At 28.4% G+C, this 12,943-nt stretch carries 12 protein-coding genes, 2 tRNA genes and 1 other RNA gene; 13 read left to right on the top strand and 2 right to left on the bottom strand.

All coding sequences use genetic code 11. The features are described from left to right. Positions 1-392 precede the first annotated feature (392 nt). From BM027_RS12030 to ffs, 6 genes are all read left to right on the top strand, one after another. Positions 393-1,637: an HlyC/CorC family transporter gene (locus BM027_RS12030; RefSeq protein ID WP_090092065.1), complete on the top strand. Its 1,245-nt coding sequence runs from the start codon at positions 393-395 to the stop codon at positions 1,635-1,637. Positions 1,638-1,963: 326 nt separating this feature from the next. Beyond that, positions 1,964-2,410, top strand: a complete 447-nt coding sequence (locus BM027_RS12025; RefSeq protein WP_090092063.1) for a nucleoside deaminase — start codon at positions 1,964-1,966, stop codon at positions 2,408-2,410. Positions 2,411-2,518: 108 nt separating this feature from the next. Then, positions 2,519-2,610, top strand: a tRNA-Ser gene (locus BM027_RS12020). 455 nt (positions 2,611-3,065) lie between these two features. After that, entirely contained in the window at positions 3,066-3,617 is a 552-nt protein-coding gene (locus BM027_RS12015; protein WP_090092061.1) for a phosphatase PAP2 family protein, read from the top strand. Between the two features lie 320 nt (positions 3,618-3,937). Then, positions 3,938-4,027: transfer RNA gene (locus BM027_RS12010), tRNA-Ser, on the top strand. A 3-nt stretch (positions 4,028-4,030) separates the two neighbouring features. Beyond that, positions 4,031-4,297: signal recognition particle sRNA large type (gene ffs / locus BM027_RS12005), an RNA gene on the top strand. Positions 4,298-4,838: 541 nt separating this feature from the next. On the opposite strand, the gene BM027_RS12000 is transcribed toward ffs, so the two are convergent. Both BM027_RS12000 and BM027_RS11995 read right to left on the bottom strand, forming a co-directional pair. Continuing rightward, a complete protein-coding gene (locus BM027_RS12000) occupies positions 4,839-5,330 on the bottom strand; it encodes a dihydrofolate reductase (RefSeq protein WP_090092059.1) in 492 nt (163 codons plus the stop codon). Further along, positions 5,330-6,121, bottom strand: a complete 792-nt coding sequence (locus BM027_RS11995) for a thymidylate synthase (RefSeq protein ID WP_090092057.1) — start codon at positions 6,119-6,121, stop codon at positions 5,330-5,332. Before BM027_RS11995 ends, BM027_RS12000 begins: the two co-directional genes overlap by 1 nt. Positions 6,122-6,555: 434 nt before the next feature. On the opposite strand from BM027_RS11995, the gene dnaX reads away from it, so the two are divergent. The 7 genes from dnaX (at position 6,556) to BM027_RS11960 (ending at position 12,924) form a co-directional block, all read left to right on the top strand. Further along, on the top strand, positions 6,556-8,187 hold the full coding sequence (dnaX, locus tag BM027_RS11990) for a DNA polymerase III subunit gamma/tau (protein ID WP_090092056.1): 1,632 nt from the start codon (positions 6,556-6,558) through the stop codon (positions 8,185-8,187). A 103-nt stretch (positions 8,188-8,290) separates the two neighbouring features. After that, a complete protein-coding gene (locus tag BM027_RS11985) occupies positions 8,291-8,632 on the top strand; it encodes a YbaB/EbfC family nucleoid-associated protein (RefSeq protein ID WP_090092053.1) in 342 nt (113 codons plus the stop codon). Between the two features lie 169 nt (positions 8,633-8,801). Continuing rightward, the gene (recR, locus tag BM027_RS11980; protein ID WP_090092051.1) at positions 8,802-9,398 is read left to right on the top strand and encodes a recombination mediator RecR; all 597 of its coding nucleotides are present in this window, start codon (positions 8,802-8,804) and stop codon (positions 9,396-9,398) included. A 375-nt stretch (positions 9,399-9,773) separates the two neighbouring features. Further along, positions 9,774-10,049 carry a YaaL family protein gene (locus tag BM027_RS11975; protein ID WP_090092049.1) on the top strand — a complete coding sequence of 92 codons (276 nt, stop codon included), beginning with the start codon at positions 9,774-9,776 and terminating at the stop codon, positions 10,047-10,049. Positions 10,050-10,069: 20 nt separating this feature from the next. Further along, complete coding sequence (locus BM027_RS11970; protein ID WP_090092045.1) at positions 10,070-10,318, top strand: pro-sigmaK processing inhibitor BofA family protein; 249 nt, start codon at positions 10,070-10,072, stop codon at positions 10,316-10,318. A gap of 459 nt (positions 10,319-10,777) precedes the next feature. Next, positions 10,778-11,692: an ABC transporter ATP-binding protein gene (locus BM027_RS11965; RefSeq protein WP_090092043.1), complete on the top strand. Its 915-nt coding sequence runs from the start codon at positions 10,778-10,780 to the stop codon at positions 11,690-11,692. Beyond that, positions 11,692-12,924 carry an ABC transporter permease subunit gene (locus BM027_RS11960; protein WP_090092040.1) on the top strand — a complete coding sequence of 411 codons (1,233 nt, stop codon included), beginning with the start codon at positions 11,692-11,694 and terminating at the stop codon, positions 12,922-12,924. The genes BM027_RS11965 and BM027_RS11960 overlap by 1 nt, the downstream gene beginning before the upstream one ends. The last annotated feature ends 19 nt before the right edge of the window (positions 12,925-12,943 follow it).

Raw genomic sequence — 12,943 nt, 5'->3', positions numbered from 1 at the left:
TATATATAATATTTAGCTATGTTTTAGAATAGTGTTGACATTATTATATAATAGCGAACTGGCATTGAAATTTGCTTTGTAGAACTCTTAATGAATATTTGTCCTACTAATTGCTTGTCACAATCTGTGATTGAGAGCATGCATTAATAGGACTGATATTTATTTAGAGTTCTTAAAGTAAATTTCACCGTCCATGAGCTTTATATAACAATATCAACACGGTTTTAAAACAGCGCCTAATATTTAAGTAAAGATAATTAGAAATTTGGTGTCATAAAATATATATAAATTGATGTTTTTTTAAAATTAAACCATTATATTACTTTTAATAATAATATGATATAATAAAAAATAAAATATAAATAGCAAATTCATTAGGAGAGTGATTTTTTTTGGACCCTAGTTATACGTGGCAGATAATTATTTTAGTAATATTAATTATGTTATCAGCATTTTTTTCAGCATCAGAAACTGCATTAATGTCTTTAAGCAAAATAAGATTAAGACATTTAATGGATGAGAATGTTAAGGGAGCTAAGCTGGTTAATAAACTTTTAGAGTCTCCAAACAAACTTTTAGGAGCACTTTTAATTGGGAACAATATAGCTAACATTGGAGCATCTGCTTTGGCAACTGTACTAGCTTCAAATATTTTTGGTAATAGTGGGGTAGGAATAGCTACAGGTGTTATGACTATTTTAGTACTTATTTTTGGAGAAATAACACCAAAATCAATAGCTAAACAGAAGTGTGAAAAAGTGGCTTTTATGGTTAGTAAGCCTATAAGCTTTATAGTAATTATATTTAAGCCTTTTATTGCTATTTTTACAGCAATTTCTTCATTTTTCATAAGACTTTTAGGAGGAGATCCAAAAGCAACAGAACCATTTATTACTGCAGAAGAATTGAAAACTATGGTTGGTGTAAGTGAAGAAGAAGGTGTTTTAGAAGATGTTGAAAAAGAAATGATTTTTAATGTATTTGATTTCGCAGATCTGCAAGTAAAGGATGTTATGGTCCAAAGAGTAGATATAATTTCAGTTGATATTGAAGCAACTTATGATGAGGTGCTACAAGTTATTAAAAATGAACAATTTTCAAGAATCCCAGTTTATAATCAAACAATAGATGATATGGTTGGAATTTTAAATGTTAAAGATCTTGTAATGATCGAAAATCCAAGAAAAGATTTTAATGTAACTAAGTATATTAGAGAACCTTTTTATACATTTGAATTTAAAAAAATTATAGAGTTATTTAAAGAAATGAAAAAGACAAGAAATCATATTGCAGTTGTACTAGATGAATACGGTGGTACGGTTGGAATAGTTACAATAGAAGATTTAGTAGAAGAGATAGTTGGAGAAATTGAAGACGAATATGATGAAGATAAAAGAAGTATCGAAGTTATTAAAGAAGATGAATATATAGTAGATGGTAGTGCAAGACTTCATGATATTAGCGATTTAATAGGAGTTGATATGGAATCAGAAGAATTTGATTCTGTAGGAGGGCTTGTTATTGGAGAGCTTGGTAGAATGCCTGAAGAAAAAGAAGAAATTAAATTAAACAATATAAGGTTTGTTGTTGAGGATATAGATAAGAATAGAATTAAGAAAGTTAGGATATTTACTTAAAAATTATAGAATAAGGCATTGTAAAATAAATGTCTAAATAAAAGAAACTGCCTCAAATATAGAAGATGATTTCTATTTTGAGGCAGTTAAGGCATATGAAAGAAAATAACAAGTCAAAGATACTAACATATTGATTTGTTATTTTCTTTCATATGCCTAAATTATATAGATTTATTTTCTAGTTATGAGTAATTTTTAAGTTGATTTGCTGGAATCAAGTAAGTCATAGTTAAGATTTATCTATAAATAACATTGTGTTGAATTTAAGTATACTTAACATTATATGTTATTAATTATTAAAGAATAGTATTATGAGGAGGATTTTAATGTCTTTTTTAGAGATTGCTAAAGATGAAGCGAGATTAGCAATGGATCAAGGAGAAGTACCTGTAGGAGCAGTTATTGTAAAGGATGGAGTAATTATAGCGAAAGCTCATAATTTAAAAGAAAACTTAAAAGATATAACAGCACATGCTGAAATTTTAGCAATTAAACAGGCTTCAAAATATATTGGAGATTGGCGGTTAAGTGGGACTGAAATGTATGTAACATTAGAACCATGTCCTATGTGTGCTAGTGCAATTTCTCAAAGTAGAATTTCAAGATTACATATAGGAACTTTTAATAAAGACATGGGAGCGTGTGGATCAATAATAAATCTAATAGATAATAGATCTTTAAATTCATTTGTTAGTATTAATTGGCTTTATGATGAAGAATGTTCACAATTACTAACTAAATTTTTTGACATGAAAAGAGAAAAAGAATTATAATTAACTGTAAGTAACTTGTTATTATAATTTTTAGGTGAACCTTTTGATATTAAAATATACAAGGATGTTTTAATATCAAACTTAATTATAAATTTAAAATTACTTTATGGAGAGATGGCTGAGTGGCTTAAAGCGGTGGTCTCGAAAACCATTGTACTTTTTATAGAGTACCGGGGGTTCAAATCCCCCTCTCTCCGCCAATATTTATGTATGAGTTAAGTGTCTTAGACCCTAGATTTACTAGGAGTTAAGGCACTTTTATGTTTTAGAGAATTGCTTAAATATTATCGCAATTTAACGTGTTTAAGTTTGATTTACCAACTAAATTGCAATAAAAACTGTAATAAATAAGTTTGATTTTAGATAACATCTAATAATCCAACACCATAAACTTTTTGTTCTTATATGATATAAATACATTAGTTACAGTGGATTTTTTCAGCTAAATTAAGGTGATATGGCAAGAATATTATATAGGTGAAGAGGGGAAACTACAGAAATGGTTTTACCAAACTAAAAAGTAATATATTACTGACTATATCAATATCATTGTATTTGTAGTAAATGATATAATAACAATTAATATATAATATTTATATTAGTAGAGTTTGAAGAAAATAATAAAAAACAAATAAAATTAAAGTGGGAGATGTGTATGCAATTTATTCAAAGTATAGATGTAGATATATTAAATTTTATACAAATTAATTTACATAATCGCATAATGGATAAAATTATTCCTTTTATAACTGAATTGGGTAATGGAGGATTCATATGGATTATAATATCTTTAATATTTATATTTACAAAGAAATATAGAAAGCATGGATTAATAATGATGCTTGCATTGATTTTAAGTGGAGTAATAGGAAGTGTTATCTTAAAACCACTTGTAGGTAGAGTAAGGCCATTTAATGTAAATAAAGTTATAGAATTACTTATAACAGCACCATTAGATTTCTCTTTTCCTTCTGGTCACGCAATGTCTTCTTTTGCGGCTGCAACAATAATTTCTAAAGCTGATAAGAAACTTGGAATTTGTGCATTTATATTAGCAATAGCTATAGCCTTTTCAAGATTATACTTATATGTTCATTATCCTTCAGATGTATTGGTAGGAGGTATATTGGGTATAGTATGTGGTGTTATTACATATAACCTTGTAACAAATAATGTAGTATATTTAAAAAAATTAAAGATTAAATAATATTATCAAAAATTTTCATTAATTTTAATATTACAAATATAAAAAGAATAAAAGATTACTAAATAAAAAATTGAAAATATTAAATTTTACAATATGTTTTAAGTGAATTCCCCTGTCCATGAGCTTTATACTACAATATCAACACTGTTTTAAAACATAGCCTAAATTTAAAAAAATAATTTCACACAATTTTTTATTAGTAAATCTTCCTATTGAATTAAAAAAGTATATATGTTATCATTAACAAGTGTCAAAAGGCAGAACGTTGATTATATGTTAATACATGTTCATGCTAAAATGAGTGATGCTAATGGTTTTATGGAGAGATGTCCGAGTGGTCGAAGGAGCACGCCTGGAACGCGTGTATAGGGGCAACTCTATCAAGGGTTCAAATCCCTTTCTCTCCGCCATTGCCGTGCTAGATGGGGAGTTAGCGGTGCCCTGTAACCTGCAATCCGCTATAGCAGGATTGAATTCCTCGTAGAGGTATTAATTTTTTATAGTCTGACCCTTGTAAGTGGTGTTGATGACTGGGTCCCACGCAATGGAAGCCCATGAACCTCGTCAGGTCCGGAAGGAAGCAGCGATAAGTGGATACTTTCGTGTGCCGTGGACTAATCTGGTCTGAGCTAACTGCAAGGGTAACGTATAGGGAATTTTTAACGAAGCGAGGTGCACGGTTTATAAATAACCTTCACTAGAATGAAGGATTTTTTTTTAGAACATTAAATTAGGTTACTCTTCAATAGGATTAACGATATATGACAAAAACAATAGGATAAGAAAATGAGGGAATTTCATTTATGAAATGCCCTCATTTTCTTATCCTATTGTTTTTCTTTTAATAGTAATATTTAATAAATTGGCTATATTTTAAAACCGTGTTGATATTGTTACATATTGTTCAGTGTGCTAAAGAATTAGACTTAAGAACATCTAAATGAGTATAGTCCCATTCCAGCTTGCTCCAAAAACGAGTTTTGGACAAACAACTAATGTGACAATACTCAAGGAAACTCGACTCACATTCGTTCGCTGAGTAAGTTTGAGATACCAAATATAAAATTTGGACTCTCACTTAAGAGTTCTAAAAGTCGAATTTTAATGCACACTTCATAAAAATGTAACAATATCAACACTATATTAAAGCAGAGCGAATAAATTAAATATGTATATAATATCAACACAGTTTTAAAACAGAGTTTATAATAAAGTAAAAATCTAAAGTCTTAACAAATCTACAAATTTGTAACTTAAACCACTTTTCTCATCAATAATTTCTTCAGAGGTATACTCTGTTTTAAATTCATCATAATTAATTTTAGGAAAGTAAGTGTCTCCATCAAAGTTTTGATTTATTTTAGTTAAGTATAATTTATTTGCATAAGGGAGAATTTGATTATATATTTCTCCACCACCAATTACAAAAACCTCTTCTTCAATTTTAGAATATTTATCAATTAAATAATTAAAATTGTTTACTACAGTAACTTGATCTGAATCTACATTAAAGCTTTGATCTCTTGTTAAAATTATGTGATGTCTATTAGGTAACACACCAGGAAGAGATTCAAATGTTTTTCTTCCCATAATCATTGTTTTTCCTGTTGTAATTTCTTTAAATCTTTTTAAATCTTCAGAAATATGCCATATTAATTTATTATCATTTCCAATAATATTATTTTTAGCAATAGCTACAATAATCGAAATCATTAAACAGCCACCTCCATTTTAATTGATGGATGGTGTTTATAATCTTCAAGCTTAATATCATCAGGTGTGAAGTTATAGAAATCTTTAATTTCAGGATTAATCCAAAGTTTTGGTGCTTCATAAGATTCAGATTGTCTAGTTAATTGAAGATTTAAACCTTCTACTTGGTTTTCATATATATGTGCATTATTAATTACATGAGTAAATAAGCCGGGCTTAAGGCCAGTAACTTGTGCTAGTAAATGTACCAATACAGCATATTGTGTTGTATTAAAAGGTACACCAAGTCCCCAGTCTCCACTCCTTTGTACAAGCATACAATTAAGTTTACCATCTGTTACATCCCACATTGTAAGGAAGCAGCATGGGTAAAGAGCTCCTCCATCTAAATATGGTATTTGCCATAAATTAAGCATCATTCTTCTATCTTGAGGATTATTTTTTAAAGAATCTATAAGCTTATCAATTTGATCAAACTTTTTAATAACCCAACCATATGAAGTACCTATAGTTCCATCAGGCATCATCCATTCATCCCAAATACTAACGTTTTGTTCTTGAAGATCCTTTACGTTATTAGACTGATCTTTAAAAATCCATAAAAGTTCTTTAACAGCGGTTTTAAAGGCTACAAATTTTGTTGTTAAAATAGGAAATTCTTTTTCTAAATTAAATTGCATGATTTGATGAGGCAATTTATAAGTTGGTATCCCTGTTCTATTATTATCAAAATATCCATTTTTAAGAATATCATTAGCTATCGATAAGTATTTATCATCATATAAACTCATTTTTAGTACCTCCTAAAATTTTTTCAGTGGATTTTAACTAAGACACATAAAACAAAATAGGCTAGCATACTGACTTGTTATTTTTTTGAATAGTACCAATATATAAGTATATTGATCTGTTATTTTTTGAATGTGCCTGATATTCATTTTAACATAAAATAAATACCTTGTGATAAGTTAAGTTGAAACAAATTATGAGTAATTTATCTATTTATTAAACTATTGGTGTATAATAAATATAGATTTAGGAATTGTAAAATAAATAACTAGTCAAAGATTCTTAGAACTTTTTAAACTAGACAAGAAAGTGAATGCAGTTAATACTGTTGTTATTAGCTATATTTGTCGATACAATATAGTACAAAAAAGACAAGACAACTGATTAATTATTTATTTAAAAATGCCTTAATGGAAATAGAAAGGTGGAGAAGCCTTTGGGATATACAGCATTATATAGGGAATGGAGACCAAAGACTTTTAATGATGTAGTAGGGCAAGAACATATTACTACAACATTAAAAAATGAAATTTTAAACGATAGAATTGCACATGCATATCTTTTTTGTGGGACTAGAGGAACAGGTAAGACTTCCACAGCTAAAGTTATGGCAAAGGCTTTAAATTGTCTTGATTTAAGAGATGGTGAGCCTTGTAATGAATGTGATATGTGTAAAAAAATAAATGATGGTTTAGCGATTGATGTAACGGAGCTTGACGCAGCATCTAATAATGGAATAGATAGGATTAGAGATATTATTGATGATACTAAGTACCCACCCCAAGAGTGTAAATATAAAATTTATATATTAGATGAAGTTCATATGTTATCTGGAGGTGCAGTTAATGCATTTTTAAAGACATTAGAAGAACCACCTAGTAATGTAATATTTATATTAGCAACAACAGATCCTCAAAAACTTCCTATAACTATATTATCTAGATGCCAACGTTTTGATTTTAAAAGAATAAATCAAAAAGAAATTTCAGCTAGATTAAGAAAGATTGCTGAAAGTCAAAGCATTCTTGTGGATGATAAGAGTTTAGAATTAATTGCTAGGGTTGCAGATGGTGCAATGAGAGATTCACTCAGTATATTAGATCAAGCAATAGCAATGGGTGATAATCACATTCAGTATGAGGATTTAATAAGTATATTAGGTCTTGTAACTGATGAGCATTTATTTGACATAACTAATGCAGTTATAGATAGAAATGTTGAAAAATCCATGATTATAATTGATAAACTTGTGTACTTAGGAAAAGATATGCACTTGTTTATTAAGGACTTAATAGGACACTTTAGAAATTTACTTATGGTTAAGGTTTCTAATAAGCCAGAAGAAATTTTAGATATGTCACTTGAAAATATTGAAATGATAAAAGAACAAGGGAAGAGAATTAGAGTTGAAGAAATAATGAGAAGTATTAGAATTCTTCAAGAAGGAGAAACTAATTCAAAGCTTAGTAAACAAAGCCGATTATATTTAGAGCTTAGTATAATAAAAATGTGCAAGATCGAATATGATACTTCAAGTGAAGTTATGTTAGCTAGAATAAATAAGCTTGAGGAAAACTTAAAGAGTGGAAACATTAAAGTAGTAGCAAAACAAGAAAATCCACCTAAACACAATAATATAAATTATAGTACTTCTAATGTTAAAGAGAATGTAAAAGCAGAAAAAACATATATTAAAGAAGATAATTTAGAGATAAATACAGGGTCTTCATTAACTATTGATGAAGTTAAGAGATCATGGTCAGAAATTTTAGAAGCATTTAAAGCAAGAAGAGCTATGGTTGTTTATGCATCTATTGTAACTGCAAGGCCTTATAAAGTAGAAAATGGAATTGTTACTTTAATATATGAAGCATCATATGCCTTTAATAAGGATAGATTAGAAAAGCAAGAATATAAAAAACTTGTTAATGAGGTGTTTTCTGAAAGTTTAAAAGATAAAATAATAGTAAGATATGAAGTAGGAAAAGACGAAGCACAGCAAGAAAATAAAGAAGAGATATTAAAACAAAAGCTAGAGGGAATGCCATTTGATGTATATGATGAATAAATAGTACTATACTAAAATAATATAGTTTAGTATAGTAAAGATTAAGAAAATGTTTTATAATAAAGGATAGAAATTTATTACTTATATAAAGAGGAGGATTTTTATGGCAAAAGCAGGATTCCCTGGAGGTTTCGGCGGGGGAAACATGAATAATCTTATGAAGCAAGCACAAAAACTTCAAAAACAAATGGAAGATATGCAAAAGGATCTTGAAACAAAAGAATTTGAGGTATCAGTAGGTGGCGGAGCTGTTTCTGTAACAGTAACTGGTAAAAAAGAAGTAAAAGCAATTAATATAAAGCCTGAAGTAGTAGATGCAGATGATGTAGAAATGCTTGAAGATTTAGTACTTACTGCAGTTAATGAAGCATTAAAAAAAGCAGAAGAAGAGAGCAGTAGTAAGATGGGCAAGTTAACAGGTGGAATGCCAGGTGGATTATTTTAATAAGGAATATTCAAAAAAATAATGCCTAAACTAACAAAAAGCATACAGAATGTGAAGGGTTTTTCTTTCATACTGTATGCTTTTAAAATTCATACACTGTACCAATGGACAATATATAAGGCATATTAAAAAAATAACAAGTAAGAAATATAGTAAGGAGAAATGAATTATGGAATTTTATCCAGTAGCTATAGAGAAGTTAATAGAGGAATTTGCAAAATTGCCAAGCATAGGTAAAAAGACTGCTCAAAGATTAACTTTACATATTTTAAATCTTCCAGCTGATGAGGTAAGAGAGTTTGCCACTGCTTTAGTTAAAGCAAGAGGAACTATTAAATATTGCTCAACATGTGGAAATTTTACAGACATGGATCCCTGTCCATTATGTTCAAATCCTAATAGGGATAAGAGTATTATATGTGTTGTAGAACAAGCAAAGGATATAATGACTATGGAAAAGGTTAAGGAATATAATGGAGTATATCATGTATTACACGGAAACATATCTCCTATGCAAGGAAGAGGACCACAAGATATTAAAATTAGGGAACTTGTTGCAAGAATGAATGAAGAGATAAAAGAAGTTATTTTAGCAACTAATCCTAATATAGAAGGGGAAGCGACAGCAATGTATATAGCAAAAGTATTAAAACCTCTTGATGTTAAAGTAACTAGAATTGCAGCTGGAATACCAGTAGGTGGAGATTTAGAATATGCTGATGAAGTAACATTGTCTAAAGCTTTAGAAGGCAGAAAAGAAATATAAGGCATATTCAAAATATACGTCACATCTCTGACTTGTTATTTTCTTATATATATCATAAATTTTCTATATAAGTTCCTCACTATACTGGTGAGTCATAACATTTATAAATATTCTAAGATTTATATTAATGAACAAACTTTATTGGAACTTATATACCTAAATTAAAAGGAACCCAACAATTAAGTGGGTTCCAGAAAAAAGGTGTCATATAGATGGGAGTTAGAACCTTTTTGTTTGATATGAGTGAAAAGCTTCTTATACTATCACTATATGAAAAATTAAAAAAAGTGCTACTATTTAAGAAAAATATAGAAATTAAGTATACTCCTCCAAACATATGGATAAAATTGTAATAGGATGTTTGGAGGTGAATATATGAATAAAAGAAATATATTGGAATATTTATTAGATAAAACAGACGGATTAGATATAAATGAACAACTTTTAGAACAGATGGAAATTGCAAAATCAGAAATTGATGCAGCCAGAAGTATGTTTAATAATGTTAATGATTCTAAATTGATAGAAGTCGCAATTTATTCAGAAGAGGTAGCAAAAAAGAGATATGAATATTTATTACTTATTGCAAAGTCAAGGGGGCTTAGTGTAAGTCATGAATATGTATTACAAAAAAACATTTCAGGAAAATAGTGATAAAAGGGGGATTAAATTTGAATGAACAATATTTAATATATGGATTGATAGGAATAGTTTTATTATTTGTAATAATAAAACTACTTAAGTGGCCATTAAAAATAATTTTAAATGGAATATTAGGAGTTGTTATATTATATTTGGTTAATTTAGTTGGAGCTAACTTTAATTTCTCATTAAGTATTAATGCAGTTACAGCTTTAATTGCAGGTTTTTTGGGAATACCAGGGGTCGTAGTGCTAATTATAATACAATTATTTTTATAAATATAGGAAATATGGGATTTTAGGGTTAAGAATGATAAATATATTAGGCATATTAAACAAAAATGTAAAAATAGAGCTTAGCTATTAATTTATAATTATACTTATTAAAGTTGATATTAAATTATAGTACAGGCTCTATTTTTTTGTATTACTAATGTAACGTTGGCATTAATAGTTAAGAGATTAAATTGTTAAAAAATTAAGAATATTTAATAAAAGTTAAGAATTTAAGTAATTATTTATTAAGGTATTGTATTTATAATTTATCTTATAGTTAGGAACATGAAAGAAAATAATAGTCAAAAGCATGCGACTGATATTTGGTATTAGACGAGGAGATACAATTCACTCATTGCGGAGTCTATGGGTACATTATGTCAACGAAGAATGATATTAAGTTAATCCAGCATACTGGTTGTTATTTTAAAAAAATGTGCTTTAAGATAAGGAGGAGAAAAAATGAATGTTTTAGAGATAAATAATGTTTGCAAAACATTAGGGAAGAGAAAAATAATAAAAGGTATAGATATTTCAGTAAAAGAAGGAGAAATATTCGGATTTTTAGGACCTAATGGTGCAGGAAAAACTACTACTATAAGGATGTTAGTTGGACTTATAACTCAAACAAGTGGAGATATAACAATATGTGGACATAATTTAATTAAAGATAAAGAACGGGCATTAAAGGATGTTGGGGCAGTAGTTGAGAATCCAGAACTTTATAAATATCTTTCAGGAAGAGAAAATTTGATGCAAATTGCAAGAATTAGAAAAGTATCTAAAAAAGAAGTAGAAGAATTAATTAAACTTGTGGGGCTTGAAGGTAGAATCGATGATAGGGTAGGAAAGTATTCACTGGGAATGAAACAAAGGTTAGGACTTGCAGCTGCATTAATAGGAAATCCTAAGTTGTTAATATTAGATGAGCCAACTAATGGACTTGATCCTTCAGGAATATTAGATTTTAGAGCAGTAATTAAGCAAGCTGCAAAAGAAAAAGGAATGGCAGTATTTATATCATCTCATATTTTAAGCGAAGTACAAAATTTGTGTGATAGAGTTGCCTTTATAAACCAGGGTGTGATTCAATCAACAGAAGAAATACAAGGACAAAATATTGATACAAAAAAAGACAGTATGACGTTAATTACAAATACTGATAAAAATAAGGTACTTGGAATAATTAAAAATATACCTTATATAATTCATAGTACTTTAGAAGGAAAAGAAATACACATATTATTAGAAAAAAATATGATTCCTAAATTAGTTAAAAAGCTAATAAATGAAGATGTTGAAGTTTGTGAAATTTATAGAAATAGAAGAGGATTGGAAGAAAGATATATGGAACTTATGGAAGGAGGCATTAAATAATGCTACTTTTACTTATTAAAAATGAGTTTATAAAGATATTGAAGAGAACTAAAACTTGGATTGTATTTGGATTATTTGTTTTATTTATAGGAATTGGAATGTATGGACTTTATAGTCAAGAAAAGAAAATGGAAAAATATAATTCACCACAATATAAATTAGAACAAGTTGAACGAGATATTAAAAATATGAAACAGGAGATTGATAGATTTGAGGGAAGTTCGAAAAGTTCGGAAAATGAAAATGAAGAACATATACAAAGTCTTAAACAAAATATAAAAAAATCTGAAAAAGCAAGAGTAAAATATGAAGATCAAATAAAAAATGGAGTTAGTCCAGATGCATGGAGAGTTGAACTGGATGAAAATATTAAATCTAGTGAAGAAACATTAAGCAATGATAGCATTGAAGAATCAGAAAAAGTATCAATTACAGAAAATCTAGATGAATTAAAGTACTTAAAAGAAAATAATATAAAACCATTACATGATTATGAATTTAATGCATATAATTATATGCAAACAATAATGATGATTTTAGGTACAATTTTATTAGTTGTTGGAATAGCAGTATTCATGAGTGATATTGTATCCGGGGAATGTACACCACCAACATTAAAATTCTTATTAGTACAACCTATATCAAGAGGGAAAGTGCTATTATCAAAATTTATAGCGGTTACAATTACTGTAGTTACAATGATTACATCTATGGAGCTTTTAGCATTCTTAGGAATCGGAATTGTAAAAGGGTTTGGTGTAGGAAATTATCCTAAAACTATTGGTGTTAGGTACAGTGTAGATTTTTCAAATATGGCAACAAAAGGATATCCAGATATAATGCCTATACATGGTACTGGAAGTATGGTAACCTTTAATGAATTAATAGTTAAAGCCTTATTATTACAGATATTATTTATGATAACTTGTTGTGCATTTATATTCTTAATTTCTACATTATTTAAAAGTAGTAATGTAACAACAACTATAGCTATTATTGCTACAGTTGCAGGAACAATAGGATTTGAAATGTTTGGATTTTTAAAAGGATTTGCACATTTGGTATTTTTAAATTATGGATCTGTTGCTTCTGTCATAACAGGGGATATAGCATACAACTACAAAAATGGAAACTTAACGCCTATAAATGGCGTAGTAGTAATGCTTGTTACTATAATAATAAGTTATGTTATTGCACATATTGTCTTTAAAAAGAAAGATATTCTTATTTAGGGACCTTCTTATATAGCAC

It is taken from the genome of Clostridium uliginosum, from assembly GCF_900112485.1.
Lineage (GTDB): Bacteria > Bacillota > Clostridia > Clostridiales > Clostridiaceae > Clostridium > Clostridium uliginosum.
Note: the sequence above shows the minus strand (reverse complement) of the source record. Positions and strands in the feature narration are given on the sequence as shown.

Excerpts from the sequence above, each read along its gene's own strand:
- BM027_RS12025 (WP_090092063.1), top strand. The coding sequence starts at position 1,964 with ATGTCTTTTTTAGAGATTGCTAAAGATGAAGCGAGATTAGCAATGGAT.
- BM027_RS12015 (WP_090092061.1), top strand. The coding sequence starts at position 3,066 with ATGCAATTTATTCAAAGTATAGATGTAGATATATTAAATTTTATACAA.
- BM027_RS12000 (WP_090092059.1), bottom strand. The coding sequence starts at position 5,330 with ATGATTTCGATTATTGTAGCTATTGCTAAAAATAATATTATTGGAAAT.
- BM027_RS11995 (WP_090092057.1), bottom strand. The coding sequence starts at position 6,121 with ATGAGTTTATATGATGATAAATACTTATCGATAGCTAATGATATTCTT.
- BM027_RS11985 (WP_090092053.1), top strand. The coding sequence starts at position 8,291 with ATGGCAAAAGCAGGATTCCCTGGAGGTTTCGGCGGGGGAAACATGAAT.
- recR (WP_090092051.1), top strand. The coding sequence starts at position 8,802 with ATGGAATTTTATCCAGTAGCTATAGAGAAGTTAATAGAGGAATTTGCA.
- BM027_RS11975 (WP_090092049.1), top strand. The coding sequence starts at position 9,774 with ATGAATAAAAGAAATATATTGGAATATTTATTAGATAAAACAGACGGA.
- BM027_RS11965 (WP_090092043.1), top strand. The coding sequence starts at position 10,778 with ATGAATGTTTTAGAGATAAATAATGTTTGCAAAACATTAGGGAAGAGA.
- BM027_RS11960 (WP_090092040.1), top strand. The coding sequence starts at position 11,692 with ATGCTACTTTTACTTATTAAAAATGAGTTTATAAAGATATTGAAGAGA.